Genomic DNA, 18572 nt, shown 5'->3' on the forward strand with positions numbered 1-18572 from the left:
ATTCAGGACGGTCTCTGCGCTTCAAGTACGAGCAAAGCATTGCGCCAGCTACCGAACAAGGCGGTGATGACACCGATGCTGGGTGCATCACGACCGATGCTGAACCGTTGGTAACTTGCGATCGTCAGATTTTCCGTTTCTTGCGCGGCTGTAGCAAGTACGTCGAGTACTTCCTCTTCTCGCCAGCGTTTCCGCGGGAATTCGATGCCGATGATTTCAAGGGCGTTTGACCAAGAGCCGTACCGGCGGGCAATCGTTGCGACGGTCGGACGATTTTGACCAGCCGCCCACTTCGTGTAGGTCTGGCTCGTCAAGACCGGCAAGGCACCTTGCGCTTCAAGTAATGACTCGATGATCCGCTGTTCCATTTCCTGGACGCGTTCCTTCAAGATATCTGCTTCTGACAATGCCTGCTGCCACGAGTTGAATTGATGGACGATATCCGTCAGGCTTGGTGCTTGCTTTTGTTGCGCCCATTCGCGGTACGTCGCGCTCGTGAAAGGATCGAGTTCCTCCCGTGCCTGACGCAAGGCGTCAATGATTTCCGACTTCGTGAACGTCAAGCGGGCATGTCCGATGCCAGCTCGTTCCAAGGCGATCTGCCACGACCCAAACAGCATCAGGATTTCCGCGACGCTTGGATGAGTGGTGTTTAGTTGCCAGCGGAAATAGGTATTGGCCGTCAATTCATTTTTCCCGTTCGCAGCGAGACGGAGTGCGTGGATCGCTTCCTCCATATCGCGCATGACGATGTCCCCTTCCCATATATTCATGACTGGACGTTCCGGCGTACGGTCGTCTGCAAGGCGTGACGAACGTTTCGGATGACGACGGCTTGTTCGGTGAACGTCATTTGTGAAGCAGACGGAAGGCAGATTCCGTCTTCAAATAGGCGACGACTGATATCATCTCCTTCTGCTGTGACGAATGGTACGTCGCGATAGACGGGCTGTAAGTGCATCGGCTTCCAGACCGGACGGGATTCGGCATTCGCTTGTTGGAGCGTCTGGATCATTTCGTCGCGTTGCACTTGACCGCCTGGTAAGAGAAAAGCACTGAGCCAACGGTTGGCGAATGTTCCGGTCTGCTCGACTTGCGACGTGACGCCGTCCGGTGCAAAGGCACGATCGTAACGATCAAAGATTTTTCGCCGTGCGTCGACGCGTTGATCGATCACTTCGAGCTGTCCGCGTCCGATCCCAGCAGCGACGTTGCTCATCCGGTAGTTATAGCCGACTTCCGTATGCTCGTAATGGATGACCGGTTGCCGTGCCTGTGTTCCGAGATAGAAGGCACGTTCGATCAAGGCTGGATCATTTGCGACGAGCATCCCGCCGCCTGACGTCGTGATGATCTTGTTGCCATTGAAGGAATAGATCCCGAACGTCCCGAACGTTCCCGTCATCCGTCCGTTGACGCGTGTTCCGAGTGACTCTGCCGCATCTTCGATCAACGGAACATCGTATTCTTCACAGAGCGCAGCGATCTCCTCAATCTGCGCTGCAACGCCGTACAGATGAACGACGATGACGGCTTTCGGAAGTTTTCCTCGTGTTGCCGCCTGGATCAACGCGCGTCGGAGTGCGACGGGTGACATATTCCACGTCTCTTCTTCCGAATCGATCAGGACAGGACGGGCACCAACGTAGCGAATCGGATTCGTCGAAGCGATGAACGTCAAGGACTGACAGAAGACATCATCCCCCGTCGTGACACCAAGCGTCGCGAGTGCCAAGTGAATGGCTGCAGTACCACTGCTCGTCGCAAGCGCTGCGCGAGCTCCCGTGTAGGCGCGCATCTCTCGTTCGAAGGCGTCGACGTTCGGTCCAAGCGGTGCGACCCAGTTCGTCTCGAGTGCTTCCGTGACGTAACGTGCTTCTTGACCACTTAAGTGCGGGATGGAGAGCGGGATGTGTTTCATGATGTTTCCTCCCTTCGAGGTGACAGCTGACGGAGCGGCGTCCGGTAGATCGGGAACCACTGTCCTGTCTCGACTTCCGGATGTTGTCGTTTGATTTGTCGTGCGAGCCGGTCATAAATCGTCGGATCAAGAATCGATGTCCCGAGTCCGAAAAACGTTCGATTCGCTTCACCAAAAGATCGTTTGTAGGCGAGTAAGCTATCCTCATCGGATCGTGTCGTTCCGCCACCGAGATGCAGCGCTTGAAGACCAGCTTGTTTTGCCCAACGAATCATCTCCGCAAATAAGAGGTGATTCGGGCGAAGCGACAAGTAGGCAGGATCTGAAGCACCGAGATGATAATGTGCAAACTGGCGACCCGTCAAGACGATGCATCCAGCGATGATCCGTCCCTCTTGTTCGGCAAGCAACAGGACATTTTTGATCCGTCCTTCGGCGAAGTGATCGAAGTAGGTCTGATTAAAGTAATACCGCGCATCGGCTTGGTGTTTATCCATCGTCATCTGGTAAAGACGGGCGAAGTCCGAGTACTCTTCCGGACGTCCGAGGCGAATCGTGACCCCTTCGCGGCGCGCCTTCCGGATGTTACGGCGTGTCATTTGCGAGAATCCACCTTCGATCGTCTCGAACGGATCCGTCAGCTCAAGGGTCACGGTCGGCTGCAGGATATCCGTTTGATGACACCAGTGTTGACCAAGTTCCTGGTTGTGTAGCAAGGGGTGGAAACGAACCGTCTCGGTGACGATTCCAGTTTCACTACAGTATTGTTCGAATCGCTCACGGGCTTCGCGAATCTGATCGAGTGACCAGATACCCGTGAAATAAGGACCACCGTAGCCGTACGGTGTCGTGATGTCTTCAAAGCGTGTGCCTGGAATCGGTCGCCGCAAGTACGGATAGATCAACGTTCCGAACTCCGTCGGATAATAAAATAATTCAGGAATCTCACCTTGCTCTTTTGCGAGTTCGAAGTAAGCATGTTCGTAGTAACAATCGAGTTGATAGGTTGCGACGAGCGCGTCCCATTCGCGCGGATCCCGAATCAATCGTTCATCGCTTAGCGACATCATGGGGAACACCTCCGTCGAGACCCTTGAACTCACCCATGCCGGTCTGGTGAGCTGTTGAGTTCCCTTCTGACGAGATGACCATCTTAAACGTCTTAAACAGGATGTAGAGATCGAGTCGGAACGTATGATTCGCCGCATACCATTGATCTTGCTCGAGACGTTGTTGCCACGTCGTTGCGTTGCGGCCGTGAATCTGCGCCCAGCCTGTCAGACCAGGCAGGACATCATGCCGTGTCATCTGCTCCTTCGTATAGTGATTAAGATAACTGACGAGCAACGGACGCGGTCCGACGAAACTCATCTGTCCGCGGAGGATATTAACGAACTGCGGAATCTCATCAAGGCTTAAGCGACGGATCCACTCGAGCGATGCTGGAATCCGGTCCGCATCCGGAAGGAGATTCCCCTCGGCATCTGTTTCGTTCGTCATCGTACGGAACTTGTAGATTTTAAATAACTCGCCTTTATAGCCAGGGCGGACTTGATTGAAGAAGATCGGTCGTCCGAGTTTCGTATAGATGACTAAGGCGACGACGGCATACACAGGAAGTAGAATGAGGATGGCGATAAGACTAACCGTGAAGTCGAATAGGCGTTTCATGATGACGTCCTCCTTTTACATGGCTGAAAAGAGATCAAGTTGTCGTTTGATGACGTCGGCTTCGTTGAAATGTTTCATGGCACGGTCAAATCCATTCCGCCCCATCTCATTGGCACGGTCCGGATGTTCGACAAGCGTGTTCATTCGTTTGGCGAGCTTCGCGATGTCGCGGACTTCGACGAGATAACCTGTTTTCCCCTCGACGACCTCTTCGCGGCAGCCACGAATGTTTGTCGCAATGACGGGCTTTGCACTCGCCATCGCTTCAATGATCGATCGTGGGACACCTTCGCGATGCGACGGTAAGACGAAGGCATCGACTTGTTGGAACAAGCTCGGTACATCTTCGACGAATCCGAGGTAATCGATATTCGGAATCTCACGGATCCGCCGTAAGAAGAGATGTTTCGTCGTCTGATCGCGCTCGCTTGCCATCATCTCACCGGCAATGACGAGACGGGCTTCCGGATGACGATAGACGACATCCTCGAACGCATCGAGCAGTTCGAGAATCCCCTTCTCTTCGACGATCCGACCGATGAAGAGGAACGTAAACGGTGCGCCTGCTTCACGCGGGCGTGGATAGAAGCGCGTTAAGTCGATCCCATTTCCAAGGTGCATCAGACGCGTATTTGCTTTGAAGCGTTTGCGCTGGGCGAGTTGATAATCTTCCTCGCTTTGAAGGAGCAGATAATCGGTTGCGAAACGCGCAAGCCACTTCTCGACGGAGTATGTCAGCTGATACGTCATCCGCCCCATCTTCTCGTGGAAGTAAAAGCCGTGTGCCGTATAGACGATATGCTTCGTTCCGGCCCGTTTCGCGGCAACGCGTCCGAGGGCGGCTGCGACCGGTGTGTGGACATGGACGGCGTCGTAGCCGTCCTCCTTCAAGATTCGCGTGATTTCACGGATCGTCCGCCAATTACTCGTCCAGTCGATCCGGCGCTCGATCGGAATGTCATGCATCCGGAATCCCTTCGCTGCGAGTTTTACTGAGGTACCGGTGTCGGCACAGGCGATACCGACGTCGTGCCCGGCGTTTTGTAAAGCGAGTAAGAGCGGCTGCAACATCGTCTCTGCCGTCGTATCAAGAGCACAGACTTGAAGGATTTTTAGAGGCGCCATACGTGGACCCCCTCTGGCTGTTCTGACCGTGGCAACATCCCTTTGATGTCGACGACGATGCCGCGTCCGACTTTGAGTAGATGTTGTGCAAGATTCCAACCGCCTTCGACGTATTCTTCGTGTGAGACAGCGAAGATGACGACGTCGGCTGGTTTGAGTTCGCTCATCTCGAGTAGATCAATCCCGTACTCACGTTTCGCTTCACTCTTTTCGACGAGTCGATCCGTCACCTGGACGTCGATGCCGAACTCTTCGATTTCGCGGACGAGGTTCGCGACTTTCGAGTTCCGGATATCGCTGACGTTCTCCTTGAACGATAAGCCGAGGATCGTGACACGGGCGCCGAGGACCGGCATGTTTTGTTTAATCAAGTTCTTGACGAGCGCTGTTGCGATGAAGCGTCCCATCGTATCGTTGATCCGGCGTCCGGCAAGGATGACTTCCGGATGATAGCCGAGTGACTCGGCTTTCATCGTCAGATAGAATGGATCGACGCCGATACAGTGACCACCGACGAGACCTGGACGGAACGGAAGGAAGTTCCATTTCGTACCGGCGGCTTCGAGAACTTCGAGTGTATCGATGTCCATCCGGTCAAAGATGATTGCTAGTTCGTTCATCAAGGCGATGTTGAGATCGCGTTGTGTGTTTTCGATGATTTTTGCCGCTTCCGCGACCTTGATCGACGACGCACGGTGGACTCCGGCTTCAACGACCGCTTCGTAGACTTCTGCGACGATGTCGAGTGTCTGTTCATCCTGGGCAGATACGATTTTTTTGATCGTCTTGAACGTGTGCTCATGGTCGCCCGGGTTGATCCGTTCCGGTGAGTAGCCGACGAAGAAGTCAACGCCAGCGCGTAAGCCGGATGCTTCTTCAAGAACGGGGATGCAATCTTCTTCCGTCGCTCCCGGGTAGACCGTCGACTCGTAGACGACGATGTCGCCTTTATTGAGCTGGCGACCAACAAGATGTGAGGCCCGCAAGAGTGGCGTTAAGTCCGGCTGGTTCTGCGCATTGATCGGTGTTGGAACGGCGATGATGATGAAGTCGCTTGCTTGAAGAGCAGAAGGATCCGAGACGTAATCGACGGTTGCGTTCTTCAACGTAAACGGACTCAGTTCGAGTGTTGCGTCGATGCCTTCTTGCAGTTCTTGGATTCGTTGTTCCTTGATGTCAAAGCCGACGACGCCTGTTTTTTCACCGAACGCGACGGCGACGGGAAGTCCGACATACCCGAGTCCGACGACGGCAATCGAACGGTTGGCAATGGGAAGTGAACCAGTTTGGGCTGCTGTCGTATCTACGATGTGTTTGACTGCCTTGTTCATGGTGGGTTCCTCCTATTTCATCGACTGTTTGACGATCAACGTTTTTCCGTTTGGCTCTTGTTTCACTTGTTCGACCGGCTCAAGGACGATTTTCATCTCGGAGCCGAGTAGCTTGCGCATCTCGTTTAAAAGAATCTGTTCGTGTTTCGGATGGAAACGTTTGGCGTCTGGAATATACCGGAGTGTCACGTGATTCAGCGCGTGCTGCTCGACTTGAAGTCGCAAGACTGAGTTCGGTAGTTCGCGGGCAATCGTCGTGATGTCCCCTTCGAACACTTTGCCCCGCTTTTCGCTGACGATGTAACTCGTTCCCCGACCATCAATTGAAGCGATGACCGGTCCGTTTAGTCCACAACTACATGTCTCGTCACTCAGTGTCATCCGGTCACCGATCCGGTAACGAATCAGTGGCGTGCCGCGTGTCGTAAAACACGTGACGACGACTTCGCCGTCCTCTCCATACGGTTCGATGATGCCCGTCTCGTGGTGGAGATGTAGTTTTCGATGACTGCATTCTGAGATGATCGGTGCGCCTTCTGAGGAACCGTATTGATCGAAAACTGGAACGCCGAACGCTTCCTCAAGGATTGAGCGCATCTCCTCCGTCACCGTTTCCGATGTCGGGAAGATGGCGATCAGTGGAATATCCAGTCGAATGTGATGCTTTAGCATATAGCGGGCGATTTCGACCATCGCCGTCGGTGTGCCGTCGAGCGCTCGTGGCTGAAAGCGATTCAGCTCCTCGATATAAGCTGGGAAGTTTTCTTCCTTCATGTGAAAGATGGAAACGAGCAACTGATTGAGTGGTCGGTTCATCCGCCAGAAGATTGGTTTCTTTTGATCGACGGCCGTCAGTGTCCGACCGGTGAAGCTCGCTCTGCGCATCCCGGCATGGAAGCCATGACGTTCCTTGAAGTAGTCGAGATGAGCCATTCGTTCCTGGACGTCCTCGCGCATGAACGCGACTTGGAGCGACTTTCCGCTCGTTCCGCCCGTCCGTCCTCGAACCGGCGCATCGACGCGGGACATGAACGCATCGTTTTTTTGGCGAAGCGTCTCTTTTTCAAGGATCGGAATCGTCTTCAGCTGCTCGAGTGACGTCAACGGTAACTGGATGTCATGTTCGTGAAAGAGTTGCGTGTAGTACGGTGTATGCGTCACGACGAAAGCGAGAAAGGCATTCAGGCGATCGAGTTGTTCCGCTTTATAATCCTGCGTCCGATCCTTCATCCGAAGTTCCTTCATCTTCTGTTCATAGAAGGGACCGTATCGTTCTTGCATCAACTTGCGTCCGTATAACGATGTCAGCCAATTTTGGATGAAGATCGGAGAGCGGTAGTAGAATTCCCCCTTAAGCGCCATCTTGGATTTCCTCCTTCAGCAAGTAGTGACTCTCATACCAGTCGATGAATGCGTTGACGCCGGCTTCGACCGTCGTCTGTGGTCGGTACCCGATCGTCTCGAATAGCGAGGAGACGTCGGCGAAACTTTCCGGGACATCCCCCGGCTGTAACGGCATCCCATTCTTGATCGCGGTCTTACCGAGACGTCGTTCGATCAAAGCGACGAATTCATTTAAGCGAATCGGGCTATGGCTACCGATGTTGTAGACACGATACGGAACGTTACTGCGATCCGGTAAGGGATTCGAGGCATCGAACGCTTCGTCGACTTCCGGTTCAGTCTGGAACAGGCGATAGATGCTTTCGATGATGTCGTCGACGTAAGTGAAGTCCCGTCCCATCTCGCCGTAGTTGTAGAGATCAATCGGTTCGCCCTTCGCAATTGCCTCCGTGAACTTGAACAATGCCATATCCGGGCGTCCCCACGGACCGTAGACGCTAAAGAAGCGAAGTCCTGTCGTCTTGATCCCGTAGAGACTACTGTAGGTGTGAGCCATCAGTTCATTCGCTTTCTTTGAGGCGGCGTAAAGACTTAGCGGATGATCGACGGCATCCGTCGTCGCGAACGGCATCTTCGTATTTGATCCGTAGACGGAACTGGAGGAAGCGTAAATCAGTTGTTCGACTGGGTAATGCCGACACGCTTCTAGAATCGAGAGAAAGCCGACGATGTTTGACGTCATGTAGACGTCCGGTCGATCGATGCTGTACCGTACCCCTGCTTGTGCTGCCAGGTGGAGAACGAGATCGATCGATTCCTGTTCGAAAATCTGCGCGACGGCTGCCGTCTCTTCGAGTGAGACTCGGTAAAACGTGTAGTTCGTTCCGAGTTCAGCGAGCCGTGCTTCTTTTAACGTCGGGTCGTAATAATCGTTCACTTCATCGAGTCCGATAACCCGGTAACCCTCCCGGATGAAACGACGTGCGGCGTGAAATCCAATGAAGCCTGCGATACCTGTAATTAAGATCGTTTTATTCGGCACGGTGTTCGACCTCCTCGAAGTAGTGGCGCGCTTGCCAGCGCAAGTAGTGAACGGATGTGTAGACGATGAGTAACATCGGGAACAACTTATACCGGTGTCGGATGGCCGTTCCGACATTGCCGGTTCCTAGACCGAAGATGACGGCGTTAAGCGCAAAGAGAAGGAAAAAGAAGAAGAGGACGCTGCCGAACGGATGCTGACGGATCAGTTTAAAGGACCGGACGATCGCAAAACAGGCGATGAAGTAGAAGATGGCGTCAAGGAAGAAAATCAGAATGTTCATGACGCTCGACCATTGCCACGGGAACGGTGAGAACAAGAAGTAAATCGTCCGAATCGGCGAGTAGAGAATCATGTCAGCTGGACCTGTCACCATCAATCCGTTCAGATAAGCGGAGCCGCCACGGTCGTAACTCATCCCGCTGAATAACTGTCCGTTTTCTGAGACGTGAGTGAACTTCGCGAACAAGACGTCCTGGAAGCTGTAGACGATGAAGCCGACGATCAGTACTTGAAAGATCAGTCGCTGTACCTTAGTCGGTTCAAAGTCCATTCGTCGTGTCTCATGGCTATAAAATGAGAAATAGACGAGTAAGACGATAATCCCGACAGCAAGACCGGAGTGGAACATCGTACTGACGAAGTAGCCGAGATACGCGAGCGCCATATACCATCCGGACTTCTCTTCCGTCCAGCGCACCATGTAGTAAAGTGTGTAGACGATGCCAAGGGCGACGATCTGGTCACGCAAGAGAATCGGTGAGAGCAACAATCCTTGTGGGAAGAACGCGAAGATCAGTGTTGCTGCAAACACGTAGCGTTCCGGTAAGCGTAACCGTTGCAGCGTCTTCGCTAGGATGACGACAGCGACGACACCGAGGATGACGTTCAAGAACTGAGCGAGAATCCGTTCCGGACCGAACATCAAGTAGAAGATTCCGAGAAACTTGGAATAGGTGCCGCGAACGACATCATTGAAGGTCGACGGATCGGTGAAGATTTGGACACCTTCGAGATGAAAGGCTTCCGTGTCGTCACCACTGTGTGGCGGTAAGCGGAACAGCTCGAGATCGATGAACATCAGGACCAATCGGACGAAGAAAGCTGTGATGAAAACGAGAAAGAGTGGCGTCGTCTCTGCCTGACGGAGCAGATAATACAGAAACAACACCGCGTTGATGAGCAGCAAGGCGGTCACGTAGGTGTCCGGGAAGAGCGACCGGGCAAATTGGCAAGCAAGCGCTTCGAGAACGATGAGTAGTAGGATTGGTCGCATCTTCTTCCCTCCTTAACTGCTTTGTTCGACGACGAGCGTAACGTCCCGTGGATATAAAGACCGATACAGTGCTGGTAATAGCAGGACGATCTGAGTGACGGCGCAGAGGGTGTAAGCGATCGTCGCACCGTATAGACCATACAGCGGAATCAACAGGCTACAGGCGATGAGATTGACGACGACACTGCCGAAGATCGAGATCGTCTGGATCCGGAACTGCTGGAAGCCGGTCAAGAGTGCCTGAATGACGGTCGAGTTGTAGAAAAAGAGTGAGGCGACCATCATCAAGACGAAAATCAGATGATATTGAACGAACGACGCGTTATAGAAAATCGTCAAGCCCCACTTACCAAAGAAGATTGCTCCGATGATCAACAGGATCCCGACGACGTTCGTCATCAGTAACATCGAACGAGTCAGCTTGCGCAGTTCCGGTAAACTTTGGCGTTCACCCGTCTCAGACGAGAAGTTCGGTAGCAAGACGGCAATCAAGGAGTGAATGAACAGACTACCAAGTACGAGTAGATAGGCGATGCTGGCGTAATAACCGAGCTCTTCCGTTCCGATTGCGTGACCGACGAACAATCGTGGGATGTTTGCGTTCAAGGCGATCAGGAGAGCGACGAATCCGAGTGGCATCGCCTTAAGGAACAGCTCCTTACCTGATCGGTACCGTAAGTCGAGTGCTTGATTGTCAAAGCCGCGACCGACGCGGCGAATCGTCGGTAAGTCGTATGCGAGTAGCATGATCAAGTTTCCGGCGATCAAGGCGAGTACGAATCCATGAATCGAATGGGTCGTAAAGAGGACGAGTGCTGCGCCCGAGACGTTCAAGAGACTCCGGAAGATTTTCGAGACGGCGACTTCCTTGAAGGCAGTGTGTCCTTGCAGGAAACCATAAGCGAGATCAGCGAATGACTCCATGTATTTATTGAGGTAGACGAGCAGTGTCAGGAGTAAGATGTCCGCTTCACCGAAGAAATAATAGACACCAAGGAGGACGAACACACCTGCCGAGAGGAGTGAAAAACGAGTCTTGATGAAGAGCCAGAAGTTCGTCAGACCAGCCCGTTCTGCCGTCAGGATCGTACTGGCGTTCAGCCAACAGAACATGACGATCGGTGCGGTGATGGCAAGGGCGTAGTTGAAATAACCGATGTTGAGCGGTGTACTCCATTTGATCAGGAGCGTCAAAATCATCCATTGATGAAGCGAATACGCCGTATCGGCAATGAAGATGAGATTGAAGCGGGACAGCCGGGCCGTTTTCATCGTTCTCCCTCCTCTCTATTCGCGAGCGATCCGCATCGTCGGTGCGACCGGGTCGGCATCGGTTTCGTTCGTGACGTCTAACAAATACTGGCGAAGTACCTCGTCCTGTCCGAGCGCTTGGGCGATCTCACGCAAGTACGGGTCGACGGATCCGAAGGGACGTGTCTTACCGACAAGAATCTTGTCGAAGACGAGTTCGTCATGCACTTCATCGCGAGCGAGCAGTTCCTCGTATAGTTTCTCGCCTTTTCGAATGCCGCTGTAGACGATTGGGATCTGCTCTTCCGTGAATCCACTCAAGTGAATCAAGTTCTTCGCTAGTGTCGTGATGTGGACCGGTTCACCCATATCGAGGACGAACACTTCGCCACCTTTCGCGAGGACACTCGCTTGAATGACGAGACGACTCGCTTCCGGGATCGTCATGAAGTAACGTGTCATCCGGGGATCGGTGATCGTAATCGGTCCGCCTTTCGCGATTTGTTCTTTGAAGAGTGGAATAACGGAACCGCGGCTCCCGAGGACGTTGCCGAATCGGACGACAGCGAACGTCGTCTCGCTGTTACGCGCCATCTGCTGGATGACCATCTCGGCGATTCGTTTCGTCGCCCCCATCACACTCGTCGGATTGACGGCCTTATCGGTCGAAATCATGACGAAGCGTTTGACACCGGCTACTTCCGCCGCTCGAGCGACGTTGCGTGTTCCATAGATGTTGTTCTTGACGGCTTCGCTTGGGTTATCCTCCATCAGCGGTACGTGCTTGTGGGCTGCCGCGTGATAGACGAGATCTGGTTCGAACCGTCGCATGACTTCAAGCATCCGGTCACTGTCCTGAACATCGGCGATGACGGATTCGAACTGGATGTCTCGACTGAGACACTCGAGCTCCCGGCGGATCAGGTAGATGCTGTTTTCGCCGTGTCCGAGAAGGATGAGCCGTTCAGGACGGAAGCGAATCAGTTGCCTGCAAATCTCGGAACCAATCGAACCACCAGCACCGGTGACGAGGACGGTCGCGCTATGAACGCTTCGTTCGATTTCCGTAATATCGAGTTCGACCGGTTCTCGACCGAGTAAATCGGCGATTGAGACTTCACGGATTTGTTTGATCGAGACCTTTCCGGACGCCAGTTCGACGAGCATCGGTAACGTATGCGCTTCGACTTGGGTTTGTTTGATCCGGTTCAGCAATTCAACCCGCTGCGGATAAGGTAACGATGGGATTGCCAGGACGACCGCTTCAATTTTTTGTTCCTCGATGATGCATTCGAGTTGGTCGATTGCTCCGATGACGGGAACACCGTGAATCCGCATCCCGCGTAGTTCAAGCGAATCATCAAGTAAGCCGACGACGTTTAAGATGTGCGACTTCTTTTGCTTCAGTTCTTTTGTGATCATCTGACCGGAAGCACCGGCACCGATAATGAGTGTTCGTTTGCCGAGCGTCTTATTGTCAGGAACGAGTCTTAAGCTACGTCCACGAATCAACAGACGGACGAATAAGATACCGTTCAAGACGAGTCCGGTCTGCAAGAAGATCGCTCGTTCGACCGCGAAGTCGAACAACGCGTATTCAAGACCAAGTAAGACGAAACTGCTGGCGAGAACGACGACGAGGAGAACGGCGAGATCACGAAGACTCGCGTAACGCCAGATGATTTGATAGAAGCGCATCCAGTGTGCAACGAACGTAAGGGCGACCCACTGGATGAGAGCGATTTCGAGTGCGTCCTGCAACTCGAAGTTGACGGTGAGATGGAGCGGATTAAAGAAGTAGAACGTAACGACAGTCGCGAGTGCGATGATTCCGGCGTCGATCAGGCGAAGGAGTCCGATCTTCAACTGCCGACGGTACGGGGTGAGCGGGGAATGCTGCATGACGGTGTCTCCTCTCCTCTCTCATGAATGACTGCGGGGAATCGCTTTCGGATAACTATCAGTGGATTCGCGTGTCGCTTCCTTTTTGCTTAACGAGCGAGAATAAACGATCAAGAGTCCGAGCATCAGACCAAGGACGCCACCGATGCCTGTATTCATCAGAATGTTCGGTGACACGGGTTTCGTTGGAATCCGTGCGCTCGAGAACACTTCCGTCTTACTCGTGTTGATCAGTTGCGGGAGGTAATCCTGGAAGACTTCCGTCATCGTATTCGCCTGGATAGCTGCCTGCTCCGCTGAACGATCCTTGACGGATAAGGCGATGACTTGCGAATCGAGATTGCTCGAGACCGTCAGACGATCCGTCAAATCGAATAACCGCTTGTCGGTGACGTTCATCTTTTGGGCGACCTGATCGACGACCTCTGGGCTTCGTAGGATATCTTGATAGGTACTGACGAGTGTCGGCGTCGATGTCGCCTCTGCGTTCGCTTGAGGAACGACGAGGATGTAGGCTGTCGCCTCGTATGTCTTCGGGATGACATACGTGCTAAGCGCATATCCGGCTCCCGCAAAGAGAATCATGAAGAGTGCGAGTAACCACCAGCCGCGTCGGAGCGTCGTCAAATGATCTCCGAAGGTTTTTCTTTGATGCATCGAGCTCACTGTTGTTCACCTCTTTCTGACTTGACCGAATGGATGGACATTGGTTATGTCTACACCTTATTTCCAATCGGTTCCTAAAACAATTAGAGCTTGGTGGAAATGATTATATTTTTTTCGGTAGCTATCTCGCTTGCGTGACACTAGTTCACAGCATGAATTCATATCACAAAAAAAACGCGATTCACGAAAAAATGATCACGGTTTCCTTAATATTTTTTCATTTATCTGCATGATGTTTTGAAAGATAAGGGTAAATACCAATTTGATGATTAAAAAGTGCTTAAATCGGTAATAAGTCCTATATGAAGGGTGGATAGTCTTTAGAAATCATGTTAAAATCAGCCAATATACCCATATCGTTTGCCTTATCCATCCTAGTCGTTTGGATCATGCTCGATGCTTGGATTCGTCCCTTATCGTTTACGGACGAAGTGTTGCCGAAACAGTGGTCTCTTTGGTTGCTTCCCATCTATATCGTTCTGTTCAGCGTCTGTTGGTTCATCTTACGACCGTTCTATCGTGCCAATCGAGCGACTGGGCATCAAATTGTAATCATTTTTCTGATTTATCTGACATTTCATATCATTTTTTTCTTTTTTAACGCGAATACGGATCGTGTTCTCGCTTCGCTTTACCTCATCTCGACTTGGCTATTCGTTGGCATCGTCTCTTCGCTCTCGCGTACATCGATCGAACAATGGCAACGGCTTTTGTGTCACTTTCTTTATGGACAGGCCGTCTTTCTCGCTTCCTATGCCCTCATCGTCTCATTTGGTTCAGAGTATATCCCGGTCGAAAACCTGCAATGGCTTCGGATCGGTCCCTTATCGTTTCCACAATTGTACGTCGGGGAACAAGGCTCATTCCTTCGCCTCGCTGGTCTGATGAACAATCCGAATACGTTTGCAGCGTGGCTTGTTCCAGGCGGACTGTTTGCTTGGTTCTATCTACTCAAACAGTTCCCACGTCGGCAAAGCTTTCTACATGCTGTTCTCCTCCTTCTCATCACCATCGCCCTACTTCGAAGTGGTTCGCAGACAGGAATCTATTCTTTTCTCCTCCTTGCTCTCTTGACGAGTATTCGAATGGTTGAAGGGACGAGACGCAGGATGCAGGTGACAGCATGTTACGTAACGGGAAGCTTGATTCTCCTAGCTGTCTTTGTGTTTCAAGGACTGCTTCCCCGTTTGCTCAGTCTCAACGGACGATTTACGCTTTGGCAAGCAGGATGGCGCGCTTCCACTGATTCGCTTTGGTTCGGACACGGGATTGGAAGTGCCCCACGCGGTCTGCAGGAACAACTGAACGAACAAGTTCTCTATACGTTCCACAGCACACCGATCACCCATCTTTATGAATTCGGACTCATCGGTTGTTTGCTGTACGGTGCAGTCTTTCTGTATCTGTTCTATCGACTGTTTCGGATTCAGACGACGGATCTCACTTTTCTCGCCCTGTTGCTTACTGGCTGGCTCGGACTACTTCAATTCACGGAAAGCATTCTCGTAAGACCGAGTGGATTTTATTTCATTTGGCTCAGTCTTCTCGCTTATACGTCGCTTCGTCGACTTCCACCTCACGACAGTACCCACACCTAGAGCACCTACACGAAAGGGGTATGACATCATGAAGAAATGGACAGAACAACAAGTCATCGATAGCCTAATCGAAGCTAGTATCGAATATCCCGCTCTCGACGCAAAGACGTATGCACGTTGGTCGATTGGAAAAGATATTCCGTCGATCACGACGATCATCAATGTATTCGGCTCTTGGCGTGAAGCACTCCAAGCGGCCGGTCTCTCATCGATTCGTCCGTACTTTTCAGATGAAGAGATCCTTGCTTTCATCAAGGAAGCATCGACACGCTTACACCCGTTCCATAGCAACAGCTACCGGGAATGGGCAAAGGCGAAACATGGACCATCCTTGACATTGATCAACTTACGTTTCGGTTCTTGGTCACGTGCGCTCGAAGAAGCACAAATCGAGATGACACGTTCCATCTCGATGACCGAAGAACGCATCATCACCGCCTTACTCGAAGCTTCTGATGTCCTCCCCCGTCTGACGACACAGACGTATGCGATTTGGGCACAGGAAAATGGTCATCCGACAGTCGCGACGATTGCCCGTAAATACGGTTCATGGGCAGATGCCCTCGCTTGCCTCGACATCGCACCGCCTCGTCGGAAATGGGTCGAAGAAGATGTTCTTGAAGCACTGCGGCAAGCACAAGAAGAATTACCTTCCCTCAGTATCATTCATTACCGGAAATGGGCAGAAGGGCGCTCGGTTCCGAGTACCTCGACGATCAACGCTCTGTTCGGTAGCTGGACCTCCGCCGTGCAATGCCTCAAGCGTGCACGCGTCTCTCTTTCTTAATTCTGCTCTTCTACCTAAAAGGAGTGACCCGGTATCACTACCGAGTCACTCCTTTTTCGTGCGCTTATGGTTTTTTGATTTGCTCAAGCAAAGCTGCAGGCAACAGCGTCACCGTGTCGTGCTTCAACAAATAGATGTCTTCCGCATAAGCTCCGATGCGTCGGGGATTACGCCGTCCCTGCAGATTGTTTCGAATCGCTTTCGGAAAATTGACGCCGCATTCATAAGCATGCGGATACCCACCACCGAATCGCGGATTGATTTCCGATAGGTAGAGCGTTCCGTCGACATCGAACAGGTCGAAATCAAGCGGTCCGACGAGACCGGTTCCATGTAAGACCTGCTCGACCAGTTCAAAGACATCGTCGCGTTTAACGGAGCGACTCTTATCCGTTTCCCCTGCACGCATGACGAGTTTCTCTTTGATGAAGATATCGGTCACTTCATGCGTCAGCCAGTCGACATAGACATCGACACCGAATTCCTGACCTCTTAAGTATTCTTGAATCAATAAATCCGGATGAACGGCGAACAATCCTTCAACGACTTCAAGGGAAGATACTGCCTGGACATGGAGACTAGCACTCCCATTGCGTGGTTTGACGAAGACCGGGAACTGGACCTCCCCTTGCGCAAGCGCGCTCCGGAATGCTTCGAGCGTCACATATGTCCGCGCATGCGCAATCCCTTCCGCGACACAATACGTATACATCGCGTACTTGTCGAAACAGAGACGACAGGCATCCATCGGTGAGACGAGGACCGTGACACCGATGGCTTCAAACCGTTCCGTCGCCGCTGCGAGCAATTCCAGTTCAGGATCAATCAATGACAATAGCGCCGTCACCTGTTCGCGCTGACACAACTCTAGCAAATGATCGATATAATCCGGTGCATCAATGCAGGGAACGAGATGATGGCGTTCTGTCATATAGAGACCCGGTGCGAGTGAACTACAATCCGCAGTACTGACGTGACCGTCCGGCATCTCACGGACGAAATACTCGACTAGCTTCGTCCGGCGACCGACGCTCGTCATCAACAAATGGGAAGTCTTCATAGGGCAGTCTCCTTCGTTAAAAGTGATGCCTGTTCTTTTCGTGCTGGAAGGAAACACTTCCTGCTTGGCGTCGTACTTTTTTCCTATAGATGAGTAAATAACATCCGATTCCAATCAAGGCGCCAGTTCCATCGAGTAAGACGTCTTGGATGAGTCCCGTCCGGTCCCCTGTCAAGATTTGATGAAATTCATCAAAGACAGCGACCATGATCGCTAACGAATAGGCGAACAAGACGGCAAGTCCTGGTGTCAGACGACGACGTGTCAAATCAATCAATCCGATCCCTAATACGAGAAATGTCGAGACATGGGCAGCTTTTCGGATGAAAAACTCAATGAAGCCACTTCGTCCAAGGGCAGCGACACTAACTTCTCCATGATAGGAAAAGGAGATGAAACGCAGATGATCGACGAATCCTAACGGAATGAATCGCGATAACCCTGGTTTGATGGATTGCGCTTGATACGGCATCGAACTTGAGATGAAGAGGATCAATAGAACGGCAAGGACGACGTAGCCGGACCACGTGATTTTTTTCATGAAGACACTCCTTTTTTAATATCATTTTACAATAGCATAGACCCCAGAAAATTGGCGGATTCTTTCTAAAATTCAATTTCTAGTTTAACCCATTTCATTTTTTTAGTTTCCTTGAAAAACGATATTTTACATTTCACAGGTTTCTTTTATAATGAAAGTGGTTAATTAGTACTATACACGATGACCTGAAGAATAGGAGTGGAGTGCCATGAATCGTGCACTAGGTAAAAAAATCATGCAATTGCGCAAACAACACAAGTATACTCAAAAGTTTTTAGCTGAACGGTGTGGGGAAACAGCAACGGACATCTCCGCTTACGAACGTGGTCAGCGCATGCCCTCTCCTCAAGTCCTAGAACGATTAGCTCTTGCTTTAGACACGACGGTCATTGATCTCATCGATCCGAAGTATGTACAGCATCCTTCGTTGAATGAATTCATGCAACAAGCGCTTGAACCCTCGCAACCGCTTGATCTGAAGCTCATTCTCGAGGACTTACTCGTTCACCTGAGTTTATCGAAGGAAATCTATTTTGATGGTCGCCTCGTCTCAGCGGACGTCCGAGATGAGATGGCGACGTCCATTGATCAGGCATTAAAACGAGGGCTTTCCTCCATCGAGGCGTAAAAAAAGGAATCAAAATCAGCAGATTTTGATTCCTTTTTCTTATTCCGTTTGAACGATATGGTCAATGTACAATTGTCCGTCTTCATATGTCGCTTCTAGTAACTGACGAAAAAACGTATTCTCACTTGTTTTCTCGGATACGAATACGCGTGCGTAGCGCTGATGCGCCTGCGCGAGTACGCTGAATTTCAGGGTACGGACCGGTGAAGAGAAGAACAATTGTCGACCGGGATGCCCAAAGGCGTCCGTTGCTTTCGATTCTTCTAAGAAGTAAAAAGATTCATCTGGAAACAAGGTCTCAATGAACGATAAACAGCTTTGCTGAAAGGTACTTCCGCTCTGATTTTCCATGATGTGTCCGGCTCCTCTTTCTCATGATGTACTTCGAATCGTGAAAAGGAAACTACTGTATCCAATTACCCAGTCTTT

General features: G+C 51.5%; 18 protein-coding genes. 3 read left to right on the top strand and 15 right to left on the bottom strand.

What is annotated here, in order from left to right; all coding sequences use genetic code 11:
* Positions 1–2: 2 nt before the first annotated feature.
* From KNQ03_RS07085 to KNQ03_RS07140, 12 genes are read right to left on the bottom strand one after another with little or no spacing between them, the layout of a single operon-like run.
* Entirely contained in the window at positions 3–773 is a 771-nt protein-coding gene (locus KNQ03_RS07085) for a hypothetical protein (protein ID WP_231681772.1), read from the bottom strand.
* Positions 770–1921 carry an aminotransferase class I/II-fold pyridoxal phosphate-dependent enzyme gene (locus tag KNQ03_RS07090; RefSeq protein WP_251133279.1) on the bottom strand — a complete coding sequence of 384 codons (1152 nt, stop codon included), beginning with the start codon at positions 1919–1921 and terminating at the stop codon, positions 770–772. The genes KNQ03_RS07085 and KNQ03_RS07090 overlap by 4 nt, the downstream gene beginning before the upstream one ends.
* Complete coding sequence (locus KNQ03_RS07095) at positions 1918–2991, bottom strand: lipid II:glycine glycyltransferase FemX (protein WP_149427844.1); 1074 nt, start codon at positions 2989–2991, stop codon at positions 1918–1920. The genes KNQ03_RS07090 and KNQ03_RS07095 overlap by 4 nt, the downstream gene beginning before the upstream one ends.
* Positions 2972–3592 (bottom strand): sugar transferase, encoded by a 621-nt coding sequence (locus tag KNQ03_RS07100; protein ID WP_149427845.1) that lies wholly within the window; start codon positions 3590–3592, stop codon positions 2972–2974. The genes KNQ03_RS07095 and KNQ03_RS07100 overlap by 20 nt, the downstream gene beginning before the upstream one ends.
* Positions 3593–3607: 15 nt before the next feature.
* Complete coding sequence (locus KNQ03_RS07105) at positions 3608–4717, bottom strand: glycosyltransferase family 4 protein (RefSeq protein WP_149427846.1); 1110 nt, start codon at positions 4715–4717, stop codon at positions 3608–3610.
* A complete protein-coding gene (locus KNQ03_RS07110; protein ID WP_251133646.1) occupies positions 4705–6048 on the bottom strand; it encodes a nucleotide sugar dehydrogenase in 1344 nt (447 codons plus the stop codon). Before KNQ03_RS07110 ends, KNQ03_RS07105 begins: the two co-directional genes overlap by 13 nt.
* 12 nt (positions 6049–6060) lie before the next feature.
* Positions 6061–7410: a phenylacetate--CoA ligase family protein gene (locus tag KNQ03_RS07115; RefSeq protein WP_214724022.1), complete on the bottom strand. Its 1350-nt coding sequence runs from the start codon at positions 7408–7410 to the stop codon at positions 6061–6063.
* Positions 7400–8434 carry an NAD-dependent epimerase gene (locus tag KNQ03_RS07120; protein ID WP_149427849.1) on the bottom strand — a complete coding sequence of 345 codons (1035 nt, stop codon included), beginning with the start codon at positions 8432–8434 and terminating at the stop codon, positions 7400–7402. Before KNQ03_RS07120 ends, KNQ03_RS07115 begins: the two co-directional genes overlap by 11 nt.
* Positions 8424–9710: a glycosyltransferase family 39 protein gene (locus KNQ03_RS07125; protein WP_149427850.1), complete on the bottom strand. Its 1287-nt coding sequence runs from the start codon at positions 9708–9710 to the stop codon at positions 8424–8426. The genes KNQ03_RS07120 and KNQ03_RS07125 overlap by 11 nt, the downstream gene beginning before the upstream one ends.
* Positions 9711–9722: 12 nt before the next feature.
* Positions 9723–10982, bottom strand: coding sequence for an oligosaccharide flippase family protein (locus tag KNQ03_RS07130; RefSeq protein WP_023469399.1), 1260 nt, complete (start codon positions 10980–10982; stop codon positions 9723–9725).
* A gap of 15 nt (positions 10983–10997) precedes the next feature.
* Entirely contained in the window at positions 10998–12863 is a 1866-nt protein-coding gene (locus KNQ03_RS07135; protein WP_214724024.1) for a polysaccharide biosynthesis protein, read from the bottom strand.
* Between the two features lie 21 nt (positions 12864–12884).
* Positions 12885–13520 (bottom strand): YveK family protein, encoded by a 636-nt coding sequence (locus KNQ03_RS07140; RefSeq protein ID WP_231884634.1) that lies wholly within the window; start codon positions 13518–13520, stop codon positions 12885–12887.
* Between the two features lie 338 nt (positions 13521–13858).
* Between KNQ03_RS07140 and KNQ03_RS07145 the strand changes: the two genes are divergently transcribed.
* Complete coding sequence (locus tag KNQ03_RS07145; RefSeq protein WP_214724026.1) at positions 13859–15127, top strand: O-antigen ligase family protein; 1269 nt, start codon at positions 13859–13861, stop codon at positions 15125–15127.
* 28 nt (positions 15128–15155) lie between these two features.
* A complete protein-coding gene (locus KNQ03_RS07150; protein WP_029342637.1) occupies positions 15156–15914 on the top strand; it encodes a homing endonuclease associated repeat-containing protein in 759 nt (252 codons plus the stop codon).
* 64 nt (positions 15915–15978) lie between these two features.
* Here the strand turns inward: KNQ03_RS07150 and KNQ03_RS07155 are convergent, their stop codons facing one another.
* Positions 15979–16974: an ATP-grasp domain-containing protein gene (locus tag KNQ03_RS07155; RefSeq protein WP_214724028.1), complete on the bottom strand. Its 996-nt coding sequence runs from the start codon at positions 16972–16974 to the stop codon at positions 15979–15981.
* Positions 16975–16990: 16 nt separating this feature from the next.
* The gene (locus tag KNQ03_RS07160) at positions 16991–17515 is read right to left on the bottom strand and encodes a VanZ family protein (RefSeq protein ID WP_050678156.1); all 525 of its coding nucleotides are present in this window, start codon (positions 17513–17515) and stop codon (positions 16991–16993) included.
* A gap of 208 nt (positions 17516–17723) precedes the next feature.
* Here KNQ03_RS07160 and KNQ03_RS07165 point away from each other — a divergent pair, with 208 nt between their 5' ends.
* Positions 17724–18143, top strand: a complete 420-nt coding sequence (locus KNQ03_RS07165; protein ID WP_064299317.1) for a helix-turn-helix domain-containing protein — start codon at positions 17724–17726, stop codon at positions 18141–18143.
* 39 nt (positions 18144–18182) lie between these two features.
* Here the strand turns inward: KNQ03_RS07165 and KNQ03_RS07170 are convergent, their stop codons facing one another.
* A complete protein-coding gene (locus tag KNQ03_RS07170) occupies positions 18183–18494 on the bottom strand; it encodes a hypothetical protein (protein WP_064299316.1) in 312 nt (103 codons plus the stop codon).
* Positions 18495–18572: the final 78 nt, after the last annotated feature.

The organism is Exiguobacterium sp. s143 (assembly GCF_018618895.1).
In the GTDB taxonomy this organism is placed as follows: Bacteria; Bacillota; Bacilli; order Exiguobacteriales; family Exiguobacteriaceae; genus Exiguobacterium_A; species Exiguobacterium_A abrahamii.